Source organism: Roseibium aggregatum IAM 12614, assembly GCF_000168975.1.
GTDB lineage: Bacteria > Pseudomonadota > Alphaproteobacteria > Rhizobiales > Stappiaceae > Roseibium > Roseibium aggregatum.
Window position 1 is genome coordinate 159567 of sequence record NZ_AAUW01000009.1, and the last position, 22472, is coordinate 182038.

Sequence of the window (22472 nt, forward strand, 5' to 3'; positions counted from 1 at the left end):
AGATGCCAGACCGATTGCCCGAAAGTTTTCAGATTGACCTGTCGATTGAGGCGGGCGATTGGCCGGCGGAAGCCCAGTTGGAAGCGATAACCGCAAAGGCGGTTGCCGCTGCCTTTGCCGGGGCGGATCTGGAAGTGCTGGAGGGAACCGAAGTTTCGCTGCTGTTTACCGACGATGCGTCGATCCGGCAGTTGAACGCAAAATGGCGGGACAAGGACAAGGCGACAAACGTCCTGTCCTTTCCCGGCAGCGACCCGCAGGGCGACGTTTATGGCCCGCTTCTGGGCGATATCGTTTTCGCCTATGAAACCGTCGCGGCAGAAGCCGCGGACCTTGGAATTGAATTTTCCGATCACCTTACCCATCTGACAGTTCACGGTTTGCTTCACCTTTTCGATTATGATCATCAGGAAAGTGAAGAGGCGGAACTTATGGAAAGCCTCGAGAAGGCCATTCTGGCGTCTCTTGGCATCGATGACCCTTACGCGGACAGGCCACTTGTGGCCGACGGCGGTTAAGTGGCATCATGGGATGTGATGTTCTTGATTGATGGATGATGAACTCAATTGAACCGCAAAGTCCGGCAAATGGGCAGAAGCCTGCCAGCACCGGACAGGACCAGGACGGGGAAGACCCGCAACAGCCGAAGCCGCAGAAATCTGCGGCCTTCCTCGACCTTCTCAAACGCTTCCTGCGCTTGGGCCGCCAGTCTTCGAGCTTGCGCGAGAACCTGGAGGATGAGCTTGCCCGCGAAGGGGGCGATGCCGCCTTCTCGCCGGAAGAGCGGATGCTCCTCGGCAACATCCTCAGGCTGCGGGAACTGCGCGTCGACGATGTCATGATCCCGCGCGCCGATATCGACGCGGTTGATCAGGAAACAAGCCTCAGCCGGGTCATGGAACTGTTCCAGACCAGCGGGCATTCGCGCATGCCGGTCTATGAAGAGACGCTGGATGATCCACGGGGCATGGTCCACATCAAGGATTTGATGGCCTATATCGCCGAACGCGGCGCGTCGAACCGTCCTGCAACTTCTGTGGACAATGAAAACGATACAATCGCCTATCAGCCGTCCAATTCCAATTCGCCGGCGCGCAATGGCCACAACATGCCCGACCTGGACCTGTCGTGTGTCGACCTGTCTGTCTCGCTGAAGGACACGGATCTTCTGCGCAACGTTCTGTTCGTGCCGCCGTCGATGCCAGCGACCGACCTGATGGCGAAGATGCAGGCCGACCGGATCCAGATGGCCCTGGTGATTGATGAATATGGCGGGACCGACGGTCTGGTGTCGCTGGAAGATCTGGTCGAGGAAGTCGTCGGCGACATCGAAGACGAACACGACGAGGATGAGGAGGCCATGCTGGCCTCGGCCGGCGAGGGCGTCTGGATCGCCGATCCGCGGCTGCCTCTTGAAGATCTCGATGAAGCGCTCGGCACGCATTTGAACGACGGTGAGATTTCCGAGGACGTCGATACGCTTGGCGGTCTGCTCTATGTCTCGGTGGGCCGGGTTCCGGTTCGCGGTGAGCTGCTGCTGGTGCCGGACGAGGTTCCGGGGTTCGAGTTCGAGGTGATGGATGCCGATCCGCGCCGCATCAAGCGCCTGAAGATCCGCCGCCGCCGCCCGGACGCACGTCCGCCGGATCTTCGCCGCCGTCCCAAACGGACAGACTCTGTCTCGGGCGAGGGGAGTCAGGACAGCGAAGGCACAAAGACCAAAGTTGCCGCGTCCAGCGGAAACGGGTGAGCGGAAACCCGCCAGATCCTGCAAAAAATTTGGTGACCAACGGCGCCGGGGACGGTCTGCCCGAAGCGACTTCTTCGCTCGCCGTAGGTATTAACCCTTGACCCCACTGCGACGAGCCGACAAATCTCCTGACCGCAAGAACGGGGAAGCTCTTTGATGCAATGGTTGTCACACCGCCTGTCGGTCCTGCCAAATACCTTTCTACTGGCATGGGGGTGGCAGCGCCGGCTGTTGTGCGCAGTCTGCGGCGCCATAACGGCCTTCGCGCTTCCGCCGTATGACTTCAGCCTTGTGCTCCTCCTCACCTTTCCGTGCTTCGTCTGGCTGCTGGACGGAGCGGTCGATCCCGCACCCGGCACGCGCTTTCAGCGGTTTCGCACGGGCTTCGCGCTCGGCTGGCTGTTCGGCTTCGGGTATTTCCTGTCCGGCCTGTGGTGGATCGGGGCGGCGTTTCTGGTCGAAGCGGAGCGCTTTGCCTGGCTGATGCCCTTCGCCGTGCTGGCGATGCCCGTCGGGCTGGCGCTGTTCACGGGCCTTGGAGTCGGCCTGGCAGCAATTTTCTGGAGCGATCAGTTTCGCCGTATCCTGCTGCTGGCCGCGGGCCTGACCCTGACGGACTGGCTGCGCGGCCATGTCTTGACCGGGTTTCCCTGGAACGCCTTCGGCTACGGGGTGTCCGGATCGTTGAGCCTGTCGCAAGCTGCGAGCCTCGTCGGGCTTTACGGGCTCACCTTCTTTGTGGTGGCAGTGTTTTCCGCCCCGGCCGTGCTGGCCGACGCGCGGCCGTTGCGCCAGCGTGTGACGGCCGTTGCTGCTGCCGCCGTTGCGCTGGTTGCGGTCGCAGGGCACGGCGCTGTCAGGCTCTGGCAGGCGGACCTCGCCGTTGCCGGTCTCGACATAAGAATCGTACAGCCGTCGATCGACCAGAAAGACAAATGGCGGCCGGAACTGCGCGACGAGATCTTCCAGACCTTCCTCGACATGACCCAGGCGCCACTTGGCGGCGCTGCGCGCGTTGGACAGCCGCGCATGGTGGTCTGGCCTGAATCGGCCGTCCCCTTCCTGCTCACGCAGGAACCGGGCGCTTTGTTCCGGATCGGTCAATCGCTCGCCGAAAACACCGAACTGGTGACCGGAGCGATCAGGGCGGAGCCCGGGCTTCAGGGGGCTGACTACTTCAACAGCGTGTTCGTGATTGGCAGCGAGGGCACCGTTCAGGGCATTTACGACAAGGTGCGGCTTGTGCCTTTCGGTGAATACGTGCCATTTAAACCTCTGCTAGAATTGTTGGGAATATCGAACCTTGCCGGGCCCCTGGAGGGCTTCGAGGCGGGGTATCAGCCACGTGTGCTGACCACGTCCGAGAGTTTTGGATTTCTACCCATGATTTGCTACGAGGCGATCTTTCCGGGCTCTCTGGATGGCGTTTCCAAGAGGCCGGACTTCCTGCTGAATGTAACCAACGACGCCTGGTTCGGCCGGACGCCGGGTCCCTATCAGCACCTCGCACAGGCCCGTTTACGGGCTATCGAAAGCGGTTTGCCGCTGATTCGAGCCGCCAATACAGGGATATCCGCGGTGATCGACCCCAAAGGCCGCGTCGTTGCGAAACTCGCGATCTTTGAAAGAGGCCTGATAGACGCAAGGCTTCCGCAGAGGCTAGGCAATACTCTCTACGGCAGTATTGGCGATGGTCCAGCGCTCGTTTTTTCCTTTTTCATCGTAGTATTTGCAGGGGTTTATCAGTACAACCGAAACTCGCGCATAAATTGATATTTTTTATTTGAGTTGAGTGAAGAAATTGTGATACAACCGTGAAATAGCCGATTGAAGGCTGCTTCATGTGCAAGTGGAAGGTTGCGGGCAAACTTCGATCTCTTGGTCCTGTGGGGGGAATTCAGGGGAACTTGTGCAAACGAAAAACGAGCGGGCCTCGTCCGCGAGAAAAAGAAAGAGCGACACAGATGCCCAGTAAGAAGTCTCCCAATCCGATCGATATTCATGTTGGCAGCCGCGTTCGGCTGCGCCGCATGATGCTAGGCATGAGTCAGGAAAAGCTCGGCGAAAGTCTGGGCATCACCTTCCAACAGATCCAGAAATACGAAAAAGGCACCAACCGTATCGGTGCCAGCCGGTTGCAGCACATCGCAACGGTTCTCAAGGTTCCGGTTTCCTTTTTCTTCGAAGATGCACCAGGTACCCCTGACGAGGCTGAAGGCTTCGGCGAAACGCAGCCGACCTCCTATGTGGTCGACTTCCTGTCGTCTTCCGAAGGCCTGTCCCTGAACAAGGCATTTGTGCGAATTGAAGACCCAAAAGTGCGCCGCCGGATCGTCGATCTGGTCCGGTCCCTTGCCGGTGACGACTGACAAAATTCACGCGCGCGCTTGACGCGGCGAAGAACTTCTAAGATTGATGCAGGCGAAGCGGCGATGACTATCGCCGCTTCTGTCATATTCATTCCCAGAAGGACGATCGCCAATGGCACGTCAGAATTACCTGTTTACCTCCGAGTCCGTTTCCGAAGGACACCCGGACAAAGTATGCGACCGTATTTCCGATGCGGTTGTCGATGCCTACCTCAAGGAAATGCCGGAAGCGCGTGTTGCCTGTGAAACCCTGGCAACCACCAACCGCATCGTGATCGCCGGCGAAACCCGCGGCCCGGCCACCATCACCAACGATTACATCGCCCATCTTGCCCGCATGGCCGTCAAGGATATCGGCTACGAGCAGGACGGCTTCCATTGGGAAAACTGCGACATCGCCGTTCATCTGCATGCGCAGTCCGCCCACATCGCCCAGGGCGTCGATGCCGGCGACAACAAGGACGAAGGCGCGGGTGACCAGGGCATCATGTTCGGTTACGCCTGCCGCGAAACCGAAGAGCTGATGCCGGCTCCGATCCTCTTTTCGCACAAGATCCTGCGCCTTCTGGCCGATGTGCGCAAATCCGGTCAGGAGCCTGCACTCGGCCCGGACGCAAAAAGCCAGGTCACCATCCGCTACGCTGACGGCAAGCCTGTCGAGGCGACCTCGATCGTGCTGTCGACCCAGCATCTGGATCCGACCCTGACGTCCGCCGACGTGCGCGCCATCGTCGATCCCTACATCCGCTCCGCGCTGCCGGATGGTTTCATCACGGACGCCACCGTCTGGCACGTCAATCCGACGGGTGCTTTCGTCATCGGCGGCCCCGACGGTGATGCGGGCCTCACCGGCCGCAAGATCATTGTCGACACCTACGGCGGCGCTGCACCGCACGGCGGCGGCGCATTCTCGGGCAAGGACCCGACCAAGGTCGACCGTTCCGCAGCCTACGCGGCCCGTTACCTCGCCAAGAACGTTGTCGCAGCCGATCTTGCAGATCGCTGCACCATCCAGCTTTCCTACGCCATCGGCATTCCGGAGCCGCTGTCGGTCTATGTCGACCTGCACGGCACCGGCCGTTGCGACGAGGCCAAGCTGGAAAAGGCGCTGCGCGATGTCATGGGCCTCAGCCCGCGCGGCATCCGCCAGCACCTGAAGCTGAACAACCCGATTTACGAGCGCACCGCCGCTTACGGTCATTTCGGCCGCGAGCCGGAAGCGGACGGCGGTTTCAGCTGGGAAAAGACAGACCTGGTTGACGAGCTTCGCCCGCTTGCGGGATAAGCTTGCCTTCCATCTGAACGCATGAAGACATGAAACAGATCGCCGGTTCAGAACCGGCGATCTTTTGTTTTGAAGTAGCAGAATGACTGATCGTTACGAAGGTTCCTTTTACGGCCGCCGCAAGGGCAAGCCGCTCAGCCCGCGCCGCGAGGCTTTGATGGAAAACGAACTGCCGCGTCTGGCGCTCGACCTGACCGCACCCGCTCCGGAGGATCTGACGAGCCTCTTTGACGCAGAAGTCGACGAGGTCTGCCTGGAGGTCGGCTTTGGCGGCGGGGAACACCTGCTGCACCGGGCAAGAACCAATCCGCGGACTGGCTTTATCGGCGTGGAGCCCTTCGTCGGCAGCATGGCCAAGGCCGTGAATGCTGTCGTGGAAGAAGGGTTGCGGAATATCCGTCTTTACGACGACGATGCCGTCAATGTTCTGGACTGGTTGCCCGAGGCGAGCCTCGATCTGGCCTACCAGCTCTATCCGGACCCCTGGCCGAAGAAGCGCCACTGGAAACGCCGGTTCATCAACGAGCAGAACCTCGACCGCTACGCCCGGGTGATCAAGCCCGGCCGCGAGTTCCGGTTTGCCAGCGACATCGATACCTATGTCGACTGGACGCTGCGCCATTGCCGCGACCATGACGCGTTTGAATGGACCGCCGAAACCGCGTCCGACTGGAAATCCCCCTGGGACGGCTGGCCGGGCACCCGCTACGAGGCCAAGGCCATCCGCGAGGGCCGTGTCGGCCGGTACCTGACCTTCCGCAGGGTGTAGCGTTGCGTTGACGGAAACGGCGCTTTTGCTGCCGTTTGCCGGGAGAATCCGGGCAGGGGCCAACTTCTTTGAGGAATTTGGCCCGGGCTCTTGCCTTTTTGACCGCTTTGGCGTTATACAGCCCGTGTTTCACCTCAAACGGCTTATCTGAGCACTTTGAGAGTGGGCCCGCCGGGGACCCGCTCTTTTTTGCTTACATAACCGGAAACCAACGAGTTCGAGCAGGACTGCCCTATGTAAATCGACAATCAGGTGCATCTGATGCTCAAGAGCCGGTAACGGCCGCCAACAGGAGCCAAGTGTGAGCGCACACGAACCGAGAATTGTGACGGAACAGGGACTTGACGCCCGTGTTGCCGCAATTGTGGAGCCGGTGATCGAGGATCTCGGCTACCGTCTGGTGCGTACGAAGATCAGTGCTCAGAACGGCTGCACCTTGCAGATCATGGCAGAGCGTCCGGACGGCACCATGACCGTCGAGGACTGCGAAACCGTCAGCCGGGCCGTATCGCCCGCGCTCGACGTCGAAGACCCGATCAACCGGGCATATCATCTAGAAGTTTCATCTCCGGGTATCGACCGTCCGCTCGTGCGGGCAGGCGATTTCAACCGCTGGGCAGGCCATGAGCTGAAGGTCGAGATGGCCGTCATGCTGGATGGCCGCAAGCGCTTCCGGGGAACGCTCCTCGGCGCGGAAAACGGCATGGCCAGCATTCGGCTTCCTGATGTGCGGGAAGGCGAGGAGGACACCGTGGCGCTGCCGCTGGAGAACATCGGCGAAGCCAAGCTGGTGCTGACCGATGACTTGATTACCGCAGCTCTTCAGGCCGAAAAGGCGGCGTTGGCCGCCCGTGGTCAGGATGACGAGCTGTCGCAGGACAACATGCCCAACTGAGCCTCAGGCTTTAAGGGAAATAAGAAGAACGCGCCCGAACCGATCCTTGGCGCAAGAGGAGTGGAATATGGCAATCAGCGCGAACCGGCTGGAACTGCTGCAAATCGCTGACGCGGTCGCACGGGAAAAATCCATCGACCGGATGATCGTCATCAATGCAATGGAAGACGCGATCCAGAAGGCAGCCCGCTCCCGCTATGGTACGGAAACGGAAGTCCGTGCCGAAATCAATCCGAAGACCGGCGAGATCCGTTTGCAGCGCCTGCTTCAGGTCGTTGACAGTGTCGAGAACGTTTCCACCGACATCTCTCTTGAGGACGCGCAGGCCCGCAATCCGGAAGCCAGCATCGGTGACTTCATCGCCGAGCCGCTGCCGCCGCTCGATTTCGGCCGCATTGCCGCCCAGTCCGCCAAACAGGTCATCGTGCAGAAAGTGCGCGAAGCCGAGCGCGATCGTCAGTATGAAGAATTCAAGGACCGTGTCGGCGAAGTCGTCAACGGTGTCGTCAAGCGTGCCGAATACGGCAACGTCATCGTGGATCTGGGCCGCGGCGAAGGCATTGTCCGCCGCGACGAACTGATCCCGCGCGAAATCTTCCGCACCGGCGACCGCATCCGCGCCATTATCTACGACGTGCGCCGCGAGCAGCGTGGGCCGCAGATCTTCCTGTCGCGCACCCATCCGCAGTTCATGGCAAAGCTGTTTGCCCAGGAAGTTCCGGAAATCTACGACGGCGTCATCGAGATCAAGTCCGTTGCCCGCGACCCGGGCTCGCGCGCGAAGATCGCCGTGATCTCCAAGGACAGCTCCATCGATCCGGTCGGCGCCTGCGTGGGTATGCGCGGCAGCCGTGTCCAGGCCGTTGTCGGCGAACTCCAGGGCGAAAAGATCGACATCATTCCGTGGAACGAGGAGGCAGCGACCTTCATCGTCAACGCCCTGCAGCCGGCCGAAGTTGCCAAGGTTGTTCTGGACGAAGACGCCGAACGTATTGAAGTTGTCGTTCCCGATGACCAACTATCACTGGCGATCGGCCGCCGCGGCCAGAACGTGCGCCTGGCCTCTCAGCTGACCGGCTGGGCCATCGACATCATGACCGAACAGGAAGAAAGCGACCGCCGCCAGAAGGAATTCCTGGAGCGCTCGCAGCTGTTCATGGAAGCCCTCAACGTCGACGAAATGGTCGGCCAGTTGCTGGCGACCGAAGGCTTCACCTCGGTTGAGGAAGTCGCCTATGTGGAGCTCGACGAGATCTCCATGATCGAGGGCTTCGATGACGACACCGCGGTCGAAATTCAGGCACGTGCCCGGGATTACCTGGCCGAGCTGGAAGCAAAACTTGACGAAGAGCGTGTTTCGCTCGGTGTTGCCGACGACTTGAGGTCGATTGATGGCCTGACAACGGCTATGCTGGTTGCCTTGGGTAAGGACGGCATCAAGACGATGGAAGACCTCGCCGGTTGTGCTGCTGACGATCTCGTCGGCTGGACCGAACGCAAGGACGGTGAGACCAAGCGCTTCGAAGGTGCCCTTTCGGAATTCGACATGTCCCGCGCGGAAGCGGAAAACGTCGTGATGGCGGCTCGTCTGGCCGCAGGCTGGATCACCGAGGAAGAACTCGCAGCTCAGGCTGAGGAAGACGAAGCCGGAGAAGAGGAAGAGGCTGAAATGGCCGAGACCGTTGGAGAAGAGCCACAAAGCGGCGCGATCCTGAACGGGTAACGAGAGAGGCAAAAGCCTCCTGTGTGAAGTTTCCGGTCCGGCCGTGGGCCGTCCGGGAGTTTCGAATTCGCAAGTTCGATCAGCTTTTCTGCGCCGGGGGTGTTTCCACCGGAAAGCAGGTTGATCAAAAGGAGTGGCAGCGTGCCCAGGAAGAGTGAGCCAACCGAACGGCAGTGTGCCGTGACCCGGGAGGTTCAGCCCGTCAGTGCGCTGATCCGGTTCGTTCTCGACCCGCAAGGCGAGGTTGTTCCGGATCTGAAGCGGGTTCTTCCAGGACGCGGTGTTTGGGTGACCGCCACGAAAGACATCGTGGCTGTTGCCGAAAAGGACCGGAAAAAGGTCTTCGGCCGGGGTTTTAAAGGGGAAGCCTCTGTCGAGCCGGGACTGGCGGATCGGGTCGATGCGCTCATGGAACGATCGGCGCTGCAAGCGCTCTCCATGACGCGCAAGGCCGGCGAGCTGGTAACGGGCTATGCGAAAGTTGAAGCAGCCCTGCGGCAGGATGATGTCGCCGGGCTGGTCCATGCCTCGGACGCTGCAGAAGACGGGGTACGGAAGCTGGCGGCGGTGGCTGCCGGCACTCAGGAACACGCAAACGGATGCCAAATCGTCCGTTTGTTCGATTCGGACCAATTGGATTTGGCATTGGGCCGGTCAAATGTGATACATGCTGCACTGCTTGCGGGGCAGGCGAGCGAAAACTTCCTGTCGCGAGTGCGCGATCTGGAGCGTTTTCGCAACTCCTCCGGGGCAAGCAGCGATAATGGCAACGCTTGAAAAGGCGGTTGCGCAGGACTGAAGGCAATATGAGCGATACGAAAAATCCAGGCGACAAGACAATCAGCGTTGAGCGTGGCAAAACGCTTGGCCTAAAGCGCGGCGGTGGCGATCAGGGAACTGTTCGGCAGTCCTTCTCGCATGGCCGGTCAAAAGCCGTCGTCGTGGAAAAGAAGAAGCGCCGTGTTGTGCTTCCCGGGCAAGAAGCAAAAGCAGACGCCCCAGCGCCGACCACGCAGCGCCTCGAGCGTCCGGCTGAAGCGCCGCGTACGCCGCCGCAGCCGGATCCGCAGGCCACCAAGCAGGCCCGCCGGTCGGCTTCCGGCCAGCGCCAGAAAGGCAACGGCAACGTTCTGCGCACCCTGACCAAGGAAGAAGCGGCAGCCCGTGCGGCAGCCCTTCAGATGGCGAAGGTGCGTGACGAGGAAGACCGCAAGCGCCGCGAAGAAGAAGACAAGCGCCGGGCGATCGAAGCCGCGCAGCGTCAGGCTGAAGAAGAAGCCCGCGCGAAGGTGGAAGCGGAAGAGCGCGCCAAGCGCGAAGCCGAAGAAGCTCTCCAGGCGACGGAACAGGCCAAGGCTGAACCGACGAGCGAACCGGCTGCCGAAGCGGCGCCGGAAGCTGCAGCGCCTGTGCGCAAGGAAACGGCCGGTCGCACCGTGGTTCGCAAGCCCGCTCATGCCGACGGTGGCAAGCCGCCGAGCCTTGACGACATGGGCAAGCGCAAGGCGCCGGAGGCTCCGGCCGCACGTGCGAAGCCCGGGCGCGAAGAATCCGAAGAAGAAGATCGCAACAACAAGAACGTTCGTGCGGTCAAGCGCCCGAAACAGGCTCCGACTCCCGCCGCGCGTCCGCGCACTGGCGACGACCGCCGCCGCTCCAAGCTGACCATCTCCGCCGCCACCGGTGGCGATGACGGCCAGCGTGCGCGGTCTCTGGCCTCCATGCGCCGCCGCCAGGAAAAGGCGAAACGCGGTCAGCAGCAGGTCGTGCGTGAAAAGATCATGCGCGAAGTCGTTCTGCCGGAAGCCATCACCATCCAGGAACTCGCCAACCGTATGGCAGAGCGCGCCGTGGACGTGATCAAGCTTCTCATGAAGCAGGGCCAGATGCTCAAGATCAACGACGTGATCGATGCCGATACCGCCGAACTGATCGCCCAGGAAATGGGCCACACGGTCAAGCGCGTGTCTGAAGCAGACGTTGAAGAAGGTCTGTTCACTACGGAAGACGAACCGGACACCCTGCTGCCGCGGCCTCCGGTCGTGACCATCATGGGCCACGTCGACCACGGCAAGACCTCGTTGCTCGATGCAATCCGCAAGTCGAAGGTTGTCACCGGCGAAGCCGGCGGCATCACCCAGCACATCGGCGCGTATCAGGTCGATCAGGATGGCAACAAGATCACCTTCATCGATACCCCGGGCCACGCTGCGTTCTCGCAGATGCGTGCTCGCGGTGCGAAGTCGACCGATATCGTGATCCTGGTCGTTGCTGCCGACGATGGCGTCATGCCGCAGACCAAGGAAGCCGTTGCGCACGCAAAGGCGGCCGACGTTCCGATCATCGTGGCCATCAACAAGATGGACAAGCCGGAAGCCGATCCGAACCGCGTCCGTACCGAACTCCTCAGCGAGAACCTCGTTGTGGAATCCATGGGCGGCGACGTGATCGACGTGGAAGTCTCGGCCAAGAGCGGCCTGGGCCTCGACAAGCTTCTGGAAATGATCCTGCTGCAGTCCGAGGTTCTGGAACTCCAGGCCAATCCGGACCGCAAGGCGGAAGGTATCGTCATCGAAGCGCAGCTCGACAAGGGCCGCGGTCCGGTTGCCACCGTTCTGGTGCAGAAGGGGACCCTCAAGCCGGGCGACATTCTTGTTGCCGGTGCCGAGTGGGGCCGCGTCCGCGCCATGCTTGACGAGAATGGCAATCAGGTGAAGGAAGCCGGTCCGGCCAAGCCGGTCGAGGTTCTGGGCTTTCAGGGCACGCCGGAAGCCGGTGACATGGTTGCGGTTGTCGACAACGAAGCCCGCGCCCGTGAAATTACCGACTACCGTCAGCGCCAGATCCGCGAGAAGGCCTCGGTGGTCGCCTCCGGTACACGTGGTTCGCTCGAGCAGATGATGAACCGCCTGCAGGAAACCGGCAAGAAAGAGTTCCCGCTGGTGCTCAAGGCCGACGTGCAGGGCTCCGCGGAAGCGATTGCCCATGCGCTCAACGAACTCGGCAACGAGGAAGTTGGCGCACGCATCCTGCTCTCCGGTGTCGGTGGCATTACCGAAAGCGACGTCACGCTGGCGCTCGCTTCCAAGGCACCGATCATCGGCTTCAACGTGCGTGCCAACAAGCAAGCCCGTGAAGCGGCAAGCCGCGAAGGCATCGAGATCCGCTACTACAACGTGATCTACGACCTGGTCGACGACATCAAGGCTGCCCTGTCGGGCATGCTGTCGCCGGAGCGCCGCGAAACCTTCCTGGGCAATGCGGAGATCAAGGAAATCTTCCACATCTCCAAGGTCGGCAAGGTTGCAGGCTGTCTGGTTACCGAAGGTGTCGTGGAACGTGGCGCCAACGTTCGCCTCATTCGCGACGACGTGGTCATCCACGAAGGCGAACTGGGTACGCTCAAGCGCTTCAAGGACGAGGTCAAGTCTGTCGAGTCCGGTCAGGAATGCGGCATGAACTTCGTCAAGTACCAGGACATGCGTCCGGGCGACGTCATCGAGTGCTTCCGCGTCGAACAGATCGCACGGACACTCTGATCGAAGTCAGAAATCTACTTGAAACTGATGTCAGCGGCTTATTCAATTAAGCCGCTGACGTCGTATCTGGTCGCAGGTAACTCCGTCATGCCATGGCTCGGTCGTGGTATTCGCACCATCCAGATGGTCTCGCCACCGTTCGCGCTTCAGGCCCGGCAATGGCGCGGATCTCTGGGACCGGTCCGCCAACGGCGCCCGAATACGTCGGGACGGAATGCGCTGCCAGAGATGCAGGAACAACAACAATGGCAAGACAACACGGACAGGACAGCCGCGGCCCTTCCCAGCGCCAGTTGCGCGTTGGCGAGACGGTCCGCAAGGAGCTGTCCGATATTCTGACCCGGGGACGGTTCTCCGACCCCGATCTCGACGGGGTGATCGTCACGATCCCCGAAGTGCGCATGACACCGGATCTGCGCCTGGCCACCTGCCTGGTGATGCCGCTTGGGGGTGTCAACGCCGAGAACGTCGAAAAGGCCCTGAACCGCAGCGCGAAATATCTGCGCGGCCAGGTGTCCCGCCGGCTGACCATGAAATACATGCCGGACCTGCGCTTCGTTCTCGACACACGGTTCGACGACGACGACCGCATCGGCACGCTGCTGCATTCCCCGGAAGTTTCCCGCGATCTGGACGAGGACGAAGGGGATAGCGGCGCTGGACAGGACTGATTGCCGCGCTGAAACCACAATTCACGGTTCAATTTGAAATTGCGTGAATTCGAGTTCTTAGCCCTCGGTAATTGTAGCCTCGCCGGGAAATGGAAAACCAAACTTGTCTGGCCCGGCGACTTGAACGTGTGCCGTTTCTGCAAGTCACTTGATGTGAAAGCAGATGGCGTTCTTCAGAACTATCGCAGCAATCGCACTTGGTGCAACGACCTCTGCATGTGTCGTTTTTCCCGTTCCACGTGTCCTCGCGCCTGAGGTTTCGGGCGTGCTGTTAAACGATGGTATGCCGGTTGCAAATGCAGAGATTGAGTTGGTGGCAGCATTGGCTCCATCAGACGCATCAAAAGATAACCCGCCAGGGTCAAGGCATGCAGTCACCAGAACGGATGCAGATGGCAAATTCAAAGTGGGGCCGCTTTCCGGGATCAAAACGGTTCATGTGTATGGCGACGAACTACTTGGGTACTATCTCGTTATCAGGGCTGGGAGCACCGAGTTGATAGGCTTCTCTGATAGTGGAACAGGAAGTGTCCCTTCAAAGATAAGTGGGTCATGCGACTTGTCGAAGGCGCATAAAGTTGGAAACCAGGTGACTTACTGTGACCACAACAGACTTGAAAAACTCAACAATGATCGCTGACGAAAGCTGATGTCTTCAGGGTCTCGCTGTTGCGCATGGATGGTGGGCCGACAGTCAGTGTTTCTTTTGTCGCCGTAAAACAATTGCAATCGTATTGAAACGCACTCATGGCACGCCAAAAACAATTCAAAAGAAAAAAGAACACCATCAACGGCTGGCTCGTGCTGGACAAGCCCTATGGCATCACTTCCAACGAGGCACTCGGCAAGATCAAGCGGATCTTCTCGCCGGAAAAGGTCGGCCATGCCGGAACACTGGATCCGCGTGCATCAGGCCTCCTGCCGGTCGCCTTCGGCGAAGCCACGAAAACCGTGCCCTTCGTCATGGATGGCCGCAAGGTCTACCGTTTCGAGGTGACCTGGGGCGTGGAAACCAACACGGACGACACCGAGGGCGAGGCGGTTGCCACGTCCGACGTGCGGCCCAATGCGGAAGAAATCTCGGCTGTCCTTGGTGAGTTTGTCGGCACGATCATGCAGGTTCCGCCGAAATTTTCCGCCATCAAGGTAGCGGGTGAACGGGCATATGATCTGGCGCGCGACGGCGAAGAGGTCGAACTGGAAGCCCGGCCCATCGACGTACACCGGCTGGATCTGGTCGAATGTCCGGACGAGAACCGGGCCGTTTTCGAGGCTGAATGCGGCAAGGGGACCTACGTGCGGGCAATCGCCCGCGACCTCGGCCGCCGTCTCGGCACCTGTGGTCACGTTACCGAACTGCGCCGGTTGCTGGTCGGGCCGTTCGGCGAAGACGACCTGATCGGGCTGGACGAAATCCTGGAAGCATCCGAGGCACTTGAGGAAGGTGCCGGCGTCGAGGCGCTGGTCGAGGAGTTTGTCCTGCCGGTTCGCGAGGCGATGGACAATCTGATCGAGGTTCCGGTGTCGCTTGACGACGCCGCCAAGATCCGCAAGGGCATGGCCGTGTTGCTGCGTGGCCGCGATGCCCCGCTCAACACGGAAGTCGCCTTTGCCAGCCACGCCAGCGTGCCGGTCGCCATCGGCTCAATTGACAAGGGCCGGTTCCAGCCGACCAGGGTGTTTCACCTGTAAATTCGGGTGTGGCGAAAAAACCTGAGAAACCTCTGGATTCTCGCGAGGTTTTCCGCCATATTCCGCCGCCATTGGGCACTGATGCTCAATTCGTCCGGAAGGATCCTTTGCTGAACGACATCTCGGCTCTGGAAACGTCCGGATCAGGCCGGTCTCCGGCATTTCAACGTGTCCGGTCAACGGACCCCACTCTTTGAAAGGAAAGAGCGATGTCGATTACTGCAGAGCGCAAAGCTGAGCTCATCAAGGAATACGCCATCAAAGAAGGCGACACCGGTTCCCCGGAAGTACAGGTCGCGATCCTCACCGAGCGGATCAACAACCTGACCGAACACTTCAAGGGTCACGGCAAGGATAACCACTCCCGCCGCGGTCTTCTGAAAATGGTTGCGCAGCGCCGGTCCCTTCTGGACTACACGCGCGGCAAGAGCGAAGAACGCTACAAGTCGCTGATCTCGCGTCTTGGCATTCGCCGCTAAGATCTCAGAACCTGAAAGCGCGGTGGGTGAGAACCCGCCGCGTTTTTGTATTGCGTGACGGCTTTTGCCGGACGCGGCTCTTTCGGGCAATACACTGATCCGCTTCGGATCTTTGTTTCCTGAAAGAGCTTTGAGTGTTTCAAAATCTAATGGAACGCTCTATAGAGACCTCGTGACATGTCATGGGGCAGGATTGCCGGCTTCTTTCCGTCTTGAGCGAAAGCAGCTCGTCGTCTTGCCCGTGACCTGTCCGCCGGTAACCGGCCCATACGGGGCCGACCGGGAATGTGTCTGCCATGACCGTGCTGTTCCGAAAGCAGCCAAAGGCAGGCAAAGCTGTAAGGACAGATGATGTTTGATATTCATCGTGTAGAAGTCGAGTGGGGCGGACGCCCGCTCGTCCTCGAAACGGGCAAGGTTGCCCGTCAGGCCGATGGCGCCGTGATGGCGTCCTATGGCGAAACGAAGGTTCTGGCGACAGTCGTGTCCGCCAAGTCTCCGAAGCCGGGCCAGGATTTCTTCCCGCTCACCGTGAACTACCAGGAAAAGGCCTTTGCCGCTGGTAAGATCCCGGGTGGCTACTTCAAGCGCGAAGGCCGTCCGTCAGAGCACGAGACGCTGACGTCCCGTCTGATCGACCGTCCGATCCGTCCGCTGTTCGCAGACGGCTACAAGAACGACACCCAGGTGGTCATCACCGTTCTGTCGCACGATCTGGAAAACGCTCCGGACATCCTGGCGATGGTGGCGTCTTCCGCTGCCCTGACCCTGTCGGGTGTTCCGTTCATGGGCCCGATCGGCGGCGCGCGCGTTGGCTACATCAACGGCGAATACGTTCTCAACCCGCTGGTCGACGACATGCCGGAATCCACTCTGGATCTGGTTGTTGCCGGTACCAACGACGCCGTTCTGATGGTTGAATCCGAAGCCAAGGAACTGGACGAAGACATCATGCTCGGCGCAGTGATGTTCGGCCACAAGGGCTTCCAGCCGGTGATCGACGCGATCATCAAACTGGCTGAAACCGCTGCCAAGGAACCGCGCGAGCTGGTCCTGCCGGATCATTCCGAGCTGTTCGGCAAGGTCAAGGCTATGGCTGAAAGCGACCTGGTTGCCGCTTACAAGATTACGTCCAAGACCGACCGCAAGAACGCAATCGACGCTGCCAAGGCGAAGGTTGTCGAGGCGCTGATCACCAACGCTGCTGAAGGCGAAGCCGTCGAAAGCACCATTCTGGGCGAGCAGTTCAAGAAGCTGGAAGCGGAAATCGTCCGTGGCGCGATCCTCGACACCGGCACCCGTATCGACGGCCGTGACCTGTCGACCGTCCGTGCGATCTCTTCCGAAGTCGGCATTCTGCCGCGTGCACACGGTTCTGCCCTGTTCACCCGCGGCGAAACCCAGGGCCTGGTCGTTGCCACCCTTGGTACCGGTGAAGACGAGCAGTACATCGACCTGCTTGAAGGCACTGTGAAGTCGCACTTCATGCTGCACTACAACTTCCCGCCTTACTCTGTCGGCGAAACCGGCCGCATGGGCTCCCCGGGACGCCGCGAAATCGGTCACGGCAAGCTGGCATGGCGCGCGATCAACCCGATGATGCCTCCGCATCACGAGTTCCCGTACACCGTCCGCGTTGTTTCCGAGATCACCGAATCCAACGGCTCGTCTTCCATGGCAACCGTTTGCGGCACCTCGCTGTCGCTGATGGATGCCGGCGTTCCGCTGAAGGCACCGGTTGCCGGTATCGCCATGGGCCTGATCAAGGACGGCGACCGTTTTGCGGTTCTGTCCGACATCCTGGGTGATGAAGATCACCTCGGCGACATGGACTTCAAGGTTGCAGGTACCCAGGACGGTATCACCTCGCTGCAGATGGACATCAAGATCGACGGTATTACCGAAGAGATCATGAAGGTCGCTCTGGGCCAGGCCAAGGACGGCCGTATCCACATTCTCGGCGAAATGTCCAAGGCCATCACCGAAGCTCGTGCAGAGCTCGGCGAACATGCGCCGCGCATCGAAGTGATGAAGATCCCGGTCGACAAGATCCGTGAAGTCATCGGTTCGGGCGGCAAGGTCATCCGCGAAATCGTGGAAAAGACCGGCGCGAAGGTCAACATCGAAGACGACGGCACCGTCAAGATCGCCTCTGCCGATGGCAAGGCGATCAAGGCCGCTGTCAACTGGATCAACTCCATCGCCGCTGAGCCGGAAGTGGGCATGATCTACGAAGGCACCGTCGTCAAATGCGTTGATTTCGGCGCATTCGTGAACTTCTTCGGTGCCAAGGATGGCCTGGTCCACATCTCCCAGCTTGCTCCCAAGAAAGTTGCCAAGGTCACCGATGTGATCAAGGAAGGCGACAAGGTCTGGGTCAAGCTCATGGGCTTCGACGAGCGCGGCAAGGTCCGCCTGTCCATGAAGGTTGTCGATCAGGAAACCGGCAAGGAAATCGAAAAGAAGGAAGAAGCTGAATAAGCTTCCTTCCGACTGAGGTGGAAAATGAAACGGGGGCCGAAAGGCTCCCGTTTTTGTTTGTCCAGGGAAGTGAAGGGCGTGTCAGCCTGCCTGGGCCGCAACCGAATTCATGCCATTCATGTTGGCGAGATACCGCTGGAAGTCGATGCCGGAGAGCGGCCGGGAAAAGCTGTAGCCCTGGATCAGCGAGCAGCCGAAGGAATGGATCAGCTCGCACTGCTCATGTGTTTCCGCGCCTTCGCACACGACGTCGATATGCAGCGACGCGGCCATGGAAATGATGGCCCTTACCAGGGCCTGGCCGTCCTGGTCCCGTTCCAGGCCCATGATGAAGCTCCGGTCGATCTTCAAAGTGTCGATCGGGAGGCGTTTCAGGTGGCTGAGCGACGAATAGCCGGTGCCGAAATCGTCGAGAGAGATCTTGATGCCGAGCTTGCTGATGGCTTGCAGGATCTCGACCGGATTGATGCGCTGGTCATCGAACATCACGCTTTCGGTGATTTCGAGTTGCAGGCGGGACGGGTCCATTCCGGTTTCGCCCAGAATGTCCTCCAGTCTTGGCAGGAAGTCCGCATCCCGGCACTGACGCGGGGAAATGTTGACGCTGATGCCGTCGAGCTGCAGGCCGTTGCGGTTACATGACTGGAAAAACGCGCAAGCTTCCCGCAGCACCTGTTCGCCAAGCGGCACGATGAGCCCGCAATCTTCGGCAACCTTGATGAACTCCGCCGGCGGCACGACACCCAGCTTGGGATCGGTCCAGCGCACCAGGGTTTCGCAGCTCACCACGCGGTTCCTTTCATAGTCCACGATCGGCTGGAAATTCAGATGCAAATCGCCTTTTTCGATGGCTTGGCGCAGAGCGATCTCGACCTGGCTCGCGCGGGCGGTCTGTTCGTTCATGCGGGTCGCAAAGAAACGGTAGCTGGCACCACTGTCGACCTTGGCCTGCAACATGCTGGTGTCGGCTTCCATCAGCAGAGCTTCGTCGTTTGTGCCGTCATGCGGGCAGACGGCGATGCCGAGGCTGCCTGCAAGCACAGCCTGACTGCCATCCTCCAGATCGATGGGGTCTCCAACGGTCGTGAGAATATCGCGGGCGGTCTGCTCGATCTGCCAGCGGTCTTCCGGGTTCGACAGAATGATGGCGAATTCGTCGCCGCCTATCCGGGCGACGGTCTGGTCCGGGCCCAGGGTTTTCGTCAGGCGCGCGGCGACAGCTTCGATCACCTTGTCCCCCGCCTTGGGGCCGTAGGTTTCGTTCACGGTCTTGAACCGGTCGAGATCGAGGATCATCAGCGCCGTCAGTTCGCCCATATGCTTGCCGCGCTGGAGTGCCTGACGCAGTCTGTCCATGAACAGGCGACGGTTGGGCAGGCCGGTCAGAATGTCGAAATTGGCATTCTTGGTCGCCAGTTCCTCCTGGCGTTTGCGCTCGCTGATATCGGTGATGGTGGCGTAATAGGCGCGTTCCCCGCGCCATTCCGTCAGCCGGACATGTTGTTCCAGCCACAGGGTCTCGCCATCCTTGCGAATGCCCTTGACCTCATAGGCGCGCGGGGCGCCGCTGCCGTTTTCGCGCATGTTGTAATAGCTGCGCAGGCGGCTGTGTTCTTCCGGCGCATAGAGCACCAGTGTGGGCGAATCGACCAGTTGCTTCGGATCGCCGGGTTCGTAGCCGCACATTTTCAGCAGGGCGTCGTTCACATAAAGGATACGATGATTGGCATGGACCAGCACACCGTGCATGGAGCCATCGATCATGTCCTTGAACTGCGCATCGCGGTTGCGCACGGATTCGAATGCCGCCTGAAACATGGTCGCCAGTTTGTTGAACTCGAAGATCAGTCCGGGGGGAGGCGGCGACACCACCTTGTCCTGCCGCAGGCTCATCGCGTAGGTCAGCAGCCTGCCAAGGCCGGCGGAGGTTATGCGATTGACCAGGAACGCTGCGCCGACTGCCAGAATGGCCGTATAGAACAGGAAAGGCGTGAACAACCGGATATAGGTTTCCTCGATCTTTTGCAGCGTGTCCACGGGTTGCTTGATCACCGCAGCGAGCATGTGGTCGTCCAGCCCCTGCATCAGGGGGGCAAAAACGAAAAGATTCGCGCCGTTGAGGGCGTAGTTGATCTCGTCCGGAGTTGCATAGAGCCGCTCTGGCAGAACCTCCGTGGTCAGGTCTCCCAGGCCCGCAATCACATCGTGATGATGATAGAAGGCAAGATCCTCCACCCGTAGCGACTTGGCCAGAACCCCGGGAAGGGAGAAGGAATCGGTAATGGTGGTGCCGCCGTAGATCCTGCCGAGCGCCTGACCGGTATCGGAATCCAGAACGAGAACCGAGAGGGCCGCCGTGATCTGAACCGGGTCCGACTCATGATCAGCGTAGGTCACCCAGATATCGGGTGGCATGGCGTTGCGTACTTTCACCGGCAACTGGTGGCTCAGGTCAACGAGACCAAGGCTGCCGTTGACCCAGCCGTCCTCAGTCGGCCGGTCGATCAGTAGAATGTCCAGGACCGCGCTTGTCAGGCCTTCGGAAGCATGCTCAACGATGACCTTCGCGGTCTCCCTGTCATCATCCAGAAGGGCTTGGCGAATGTCCGGGTTGGCAGCCACCGCCCGGATCTGGGTTTCAAGCTTGTCCAGATGCTGCGTGAAGACCAGCCTGGCGAGTGTCGCCTTGGATTTTGCGCTGCGGGCAATTTCATGTTCGGCAATCGACAGGCTGCCGAGATACGTAATCCAGAAGAGCGCAACCGCCGTTCCCACAAGGCCGAACGCAAACAGGGCCATGACAAGCCGGCTGAAAGGAATGGAAAAACGGGCCTTCAACAAAGCGCTCCTGGACCGGCGTGAATCATCTGACAGGCAAATGGCAGGTTACGGGAGGCAAAACGGGGAGAAGTTCTGCCGGGTGGGGAGTGCAGCCTGCCGCTGATCCCGCAAGAACAGGCTGCCCGATGACGGTTGCCATGAACCGCTTTGGAAGCTGACAGGTTGTGACGAACCGATGAGCCCATAACAACAGCATCATGACATCATGTCTCCACTCCGAAAAGTTAAGAAAAAACACTTACAAATTTCAATGTAACTGCTTCAGGTTTACCGATTGTGAATTGAAAACGTGAAGATATTTGAATCTTATTGTCAATTTGATACGCAAAACTTGATAAATCAGATGGTTTGTTATGGTGATATTTGACAATCAACGGTTCCGGTGGGTGCCTTGGCTGCCGTTCGCGATCGGGCGTTTGCCTCCCCCGGTGAAACTGGTATATCCCCATCGGGACATGAAAAGGGCTGTTGGCCTATTGCGGAAGACGGAGCCACTTGATGGGGCAAATGCGCTTGGTAGTCGTTGGGGCCGGTGGCCGGATGGGCCGGGCGTTGACGCGTGCGGTCACGGACACTCCTGGTGCCACAGTCGTCGCGGCGATCGAGCGTGAAGGCTCCGAATTTCTGGGCAAGGATGTGGGGGAACTGGCGGGAACCGGACCTTTGGGCGTCCCCGTCACCGACGATCCGCTGACGGCCTTTGCCGCGTCTGACGGCGTTCTTGATTTTACGACTCCGGCGGCAAGTCTCTGGTTCGCGGAACTGGCCGCGCAGGCCCGCATCGTCCATGTCATCGGGACCACCGGATGGGCCGAGGGGCAGGACGAACCTCTGCAGGCGGCCGCACGCCACGCCCGCATCGTCAAATCCGGCAACATGAGCCTTGGGGTCAATCTGTTGGCGAGCCTGGTGCGCAAGGCCGCCGCCGCGCTCGATACGGATTTCGACATCGAGGTTCTGGAAATGCATCACAAGCACAAGGTCGATGCACCTTCGGGTACCGCGCTGTTGCTTGGCGAAGCGGCAGCAGACGGACGGGGGATCGATCTGACCGCCCATTCGGTTCGCTCGCGCGACGGCATCATGGATCCGCGCAGGACAGGCGACATCGGCTTTGCGACCCTGCGGGGCGGGTCCGTCATCGGCGAACATTCAGTGATTTTTGCCGGTGAAGGGGAGCGCATCGAGCTCACCCACCGGGCGGAAGACCGGCAGCTCTTTGCTCGCGGTGCCGTGAAGGCGGCGCTGTGGGGATTTGACCAGAAGCCCGGGTTTTATTCGATGGCCGATGTCCTCGGCCTGGATTCTTGAAAATACGCATTTAGCTTGAGGAGAATGGCATGGACCGCCTTCTTGTGCTTGTCCGTCACGGACAGAGCGAATGGAATTTGAAGAACCTGTTCACCGGCTGGAAAAACCCGGACCTGACCGAGCAGGGCGTGGCGGAGGCTCACAAGGCCGGCGAGCAACTCAGGGACCTGAAGCTGTCCTTCGACGTTGCCTTCACCTCGGATCTGTCGCGGGCGCAGAAGACGCTCGACATCATCCTGGAAGAACTTGGCCAGACCGGCCTAGAAACCTTCAAGGATCAGGCTCTCAACGAGCGTGACTATGGCGACATCACCGGCATGAACAAGGACGAGGCACGCGAGAAGTTCGGCGAAGAGCAGGTCCATATCTGGCGCCGCTCCTACGATGTTCCGCCTCCCGGCGGCGAAAGCCTGAAGATGACCTCCGAGCGTGTTCTGCCTTACTACAAGTCGGAAATCCTGCCGCGCGTTCTGGCCGGTGACAGGACGATCGTCGCGGCACACGGCAACTCGCTGCGGTCGCTGATCATGGATCTGGAAGACCTTTCGCCGGAAGAAATCCTGAAGCGGGAACTGGGCACCGGCACGCCGATCATCTATCGCCTGGATGAAAACGGCGGCGTGGTCAGCGTCCAGGATCTTGCCGACTGAGGTCGGCCGGAAATGGG

The 22472-nt window shown here is 60.0% G+C and carries 18 protein-coding genes; 17 read left to right on the forward strand and 1 reads right to left on the reverse strand.

From position 1 onward, the window contains the following. The first annotated feature begins 2 nt into the window (after positions 1–2). The 15 genes from ybeY (at position 3) to pnp (ending at position 17653) form a co-directional block, all read left to right on the forward strand. Positions 3–518: an rRNA maturation RNase YbeY gene (ybeY, locus tag SIAM614_RS13910; RefSeq protein WP_040440213.1), complete on the forward strand. Its 516-nt coding sequence runs from the start codon at positions 3–5 to the stop codon at positions 516–518. Between the two features lie 38 nt (positions 519–556). Continuing rightward, positions 557–1750 (forward strand): hemolysin family protein, encoded by a 1194-nt coding sequence (locus tag SIAM614_RS13915; RefSeq protein ID WP_157139849.1) that lies wholly within the window; start codon positions 557–559, stop codon positions 1748–1750. Between the two features lie 156 nt (positions 1751–1906). After that, positions 1907–3523 carry an apolipoprotein N-acyltransferase gene (gene lnt / locus SIAM614_RS13920; RefSeq protein WP_081455253.1) on the forward strand — a complete coding sequence of 539 codons (1617 nt, stop codon included), beginning with the start codon at positions 1907–1909 and terminating at the stop codon, positions 3521–3523. A 191-nt stretch (positions 3524–3714) separates the two neighbouring features. Then, on the forward strand, positions 3715–4119 hold the full coding sequence (locus tag SIAM614_RS13925; RefSeq protein WP_040440215.1) for a helix-turn-helix domain-containing protein: 405 nt from the start codon (positions 3715–3717) through the stop codon (positions 4117–4119). Positions 4120–4231: 112 nt separating this feature from the next. Next, the gene (metK, locus tag SIAM614_RS13930; protein ID WP_006935422.1) at positions 4232–5404 is read left to right on the forward strand and encodes a methionine adenosyltransferase; all 1173 of its coding nucleotides are present in this window, start codon (positions 4232–4234) and stop codon (positions 5402–5404) included. 82 nt (positions 5405–5486) lie between these two features. Continuing rightward, on the forward strand, positions 5487–6173 hold the full coding sequence (gene trmB, locus SIAM614_RS13935; protein ID WP_006935423.1) for a tRNA (guanine(46)-N(7))-methyltransferase TrmB: 687 nt from the start codon (positions 5487–5489) through the stop codon (positions 6171–6173). Positions 6174–6474: 301 nt separating this feature from the next. After that, entirely contained in the window at positions 6475–7068 is a 594-nt protein-coding gene (rimP, locus tag SIAM614_RS13940) for a ribosome maturation factor RimP (RefSeq protein ID WP_006935424.1), read from the forward strand. A gap of 67 nt (positions 7069–7135) precedes the next feature. Next, positions 7136–8791 (forward strand): transcription termination factor NusA, encoded by a 1656-nt coding sequence (gene nusA, locus SIAM614_RS13945; RefSeq protein ID WP_006935425.1) that lies wholly within the window; start codon positions 7136–7138, stop codon positions 8789–8791. Positions 8792–8932: 141 nt separating this feature from the next. Beyond that, positions 8933–9568: an RNA-binding protein gene (locus tag SIAM614_RS13950; RefSeq protein ID WP_081455254.1), complete on the forward strand. Its 636-nt coding sequence runs from the start codon at positions 8933–8935 to the stop codon at positions 9566–9568. 29 nt (positions 9569–9597) lie between these two features. Beyond that, the gene (infB, locus tag SIAM614_RS13955; RefSeq protein WP_040440218.1) at positions 9598–12330 is read left to right on the forward strand and encodes a translation initiation factor IF-2; all 2733 of its coding nucleotides are present in this window, start codon (positions 9598–9600) and stop codon (positions 12328–12330) included. Positions 12331–12575: 245 nt separating this feature from the next. Next, positions 12576–13001 (forward strand): 30S ribosome-binding factor RbfA, encoded by a 426-nt coding sequence (gene rbfA / locus SIAM614_RS13960; protein WP_040440220.1) that lies wholly within the window; start codon positions 12576–12578, stop codon positions 12999–13001. A 163-nt stretch (positions 13002–13164) separates the two neighbouring features. Further along, a complete protein-coding gene (locus SIAM614_RS32015; protein WP_157139850.1) occupies positions 13165–13641 on the forward strand; it encodes a hypothetical protein in 477 nt (158 codons plus the stop codon). 107 nt (positions 13642–13748) lie between these two features. After that, a complete protein-coding gene (truB, locus tag SIAM614_RS13965; protein ID WP_006935429.1) occupies positions 13749–14693 on the forward strand; it encodes a tRNA pseudouridine(55) synthase TruB in 945 nt (314 codons plus the stop codon). 209 nt (positions 14694–14902) lie between these two features. After that, the gene (gene rpsO, locus SIAM614_RS13970) at positions 14903–15172 is read left to right on the forward strand and encodes a 30S ribosomal protein S15 (RefSeq protein WP_006935430.1); all 270 of its coding nucleotides are present in this window, start codon (positions 14903–14905) and stop codon (positions 15170–15172) included. Positions 15173–15523: 351 nt separating this feature from the next. Next, positions 15524–17653, forward strand: a complete 2130-nt coding sequence (gene pnp / locus SIAM614_RS13975) for a polyribonucleotide nucleotidyltransferase (protein ID WP_006935431.1) — start codon at positions 15524–15526, stop codon at positions 17651–17653. 81 nt (positions 17654–17734) lie between these two features. Here the strand turns inward: pnp and SIAM614_RS30580 are convergent, their stop codons facing one another. Further along, on the reverse strand, positions 17735–20491 hold the full coding sequence (locus tag SIAM614_RS30580) for a putative bifunctional diguanylate cyclase/phosphodiesterase (protein WP_050789391.1): 2757 nt from the start codon (positions 20489–20491) through the stop codon (positions 17735–17737). Positions 20492–21001: 510 nt separating this feature from the next. Here SIAM614_RS30580 and dapB point away from each other — a divergent pair. Both dapB and SIAM614_RS13990 read left to right on the forward strand, forming a co-directional pair. Next, entirely contained in the window at positions 21002–21805 is an 804-nt protein-coding gene (gene dapB / locus SIAM614_RS13985) for a 4-hydroxy-tetrahydrodipicolinate reductase (RefSeq protein ID WP_040440222.1), read from the forward strand. A 29-nt stretch (positions 21806–21834) separates the two neighbouring features. Continuing rightward, on the forward strand, positions 21835–22455 hold the full coding sequence (locus SIAM614_RS13990) for a 2,3-bisphosphoglycerate-dependent phosphoglycerate mutase (protein WP_006935434.1): 621 nt from the start codon (positions 21835–21837) through the stop codon (positions 22453–22455). Positions 22456–22472 lie beyond the last annotated feature (17 nt).

What these genes read in the sequence shown, in the direction of transcription:
- ybeY (WP_040440213.1), top strand. Translation starts at nt 3, where the DNA reads ATGCCAGACCGATTGCCCGAAAGTTTTCAGATTGACCTGTCGATTGAG.
- SIAM614_RS13915 (WP_157139849.1), top strand. Translation starts at nt 557, where the DNA reads ATGAACTCAATTGAACCGCAAAGTCCGGCAAATGGGCAGAAGCCTGCC.
- lnt (WP_081455253.1), top strand. Translation starts at nt 1,907, where the DNA reads ATGCAATGGTTGTCACACCGCCTGTCGGTCCTGCCAAATACCTTTCTA.
- SIAM614_RS13925 (WP_040440215.1), top strand. Translation starts at nt 3,715, where the DNA reads ATGCCCAGTAAGAAGTCTCCCAATCCGATCGATATTCATGTTGGCAGC.
- metK (WP_006935422.1), top strand. Translation starts at nt 4,232, where the DNA reads ATGGCACGTCAGAATTACCTGTTTACCTCCGAGTCCGTTTCCGAAGGA.
- trmB (WP_006935423.1), top strand. Translation starts at nt 5,487, where the DNA reads ATGACTGATCGTTACGAAGGTTCCTTTTACGGCCGCCGCAAGGGCAAG.
- nusA (WP_006935425.1), top strand. Translation starts at nt 7,136, where the DNA reads ATGGCAATCAGCGCGAACCGGCTGGAACTGCTGCAAATCGCTGACGCG.
- infB (WP_040440218.1), top strand. Translation starts at nt 9,598, where the DNA reads ATGAGCGATACGAAAAATCCAGGCGACAAGACAATCAGCGTTGAGCGT.
- rbfA (WP_040440220.1), top strand. Translation starts at nt 12,576, where the DNA reads ATGGCAAGACAACACGGACAGGACAGCCGCGGCCCTTCCCAGCGCCAG.
- SIAM614_RS32015 (WP_157139850.1), top strand. Translation starts at nt 13,165, where the DNA reads ATGGCGTTCTTCAGAACTATCGCAGCAATCGCACTTGGTGCAACGACC.
- truB (WP_006935429.1), top strand. Translation starts at nt 13,749, where the DNA reads ATGGCACGCCAAAAACAATTCAAAAGAAAAAAGAACACCATCAACGGC.
- rpsO (WP_006935430.1), top strand. Translation starts at nt 14,903, where the DNA reads ATGTCGATTACTGCAGAGCGCAAAGCTGAGCTCATCAAGGAATACGCC.
- pnp (WP_006935431.1), top strand. Translation starts at nt 15,524, where the DNA reads ATGTTTGATATTCATCGTGTAGAAGTCGAGTGGGGCGGACGCCCGCTC.
- dapB (WP_040440222.1), top strand. Translation starts at nt 21,002, where the DNA reads ATGCGCTTGGTAGTCGTTGGGGCCGGTGGCCGGATGGGCCGGGCGTTG.
- SIAM614_RS13990 (WP_006935434.1), top strand. Translation starts at nt 21,835, where the DNA reads ATGGACCGCCTTCTTGTGCTTGTCCGTCACGGACAGAGCGAATGGAAT.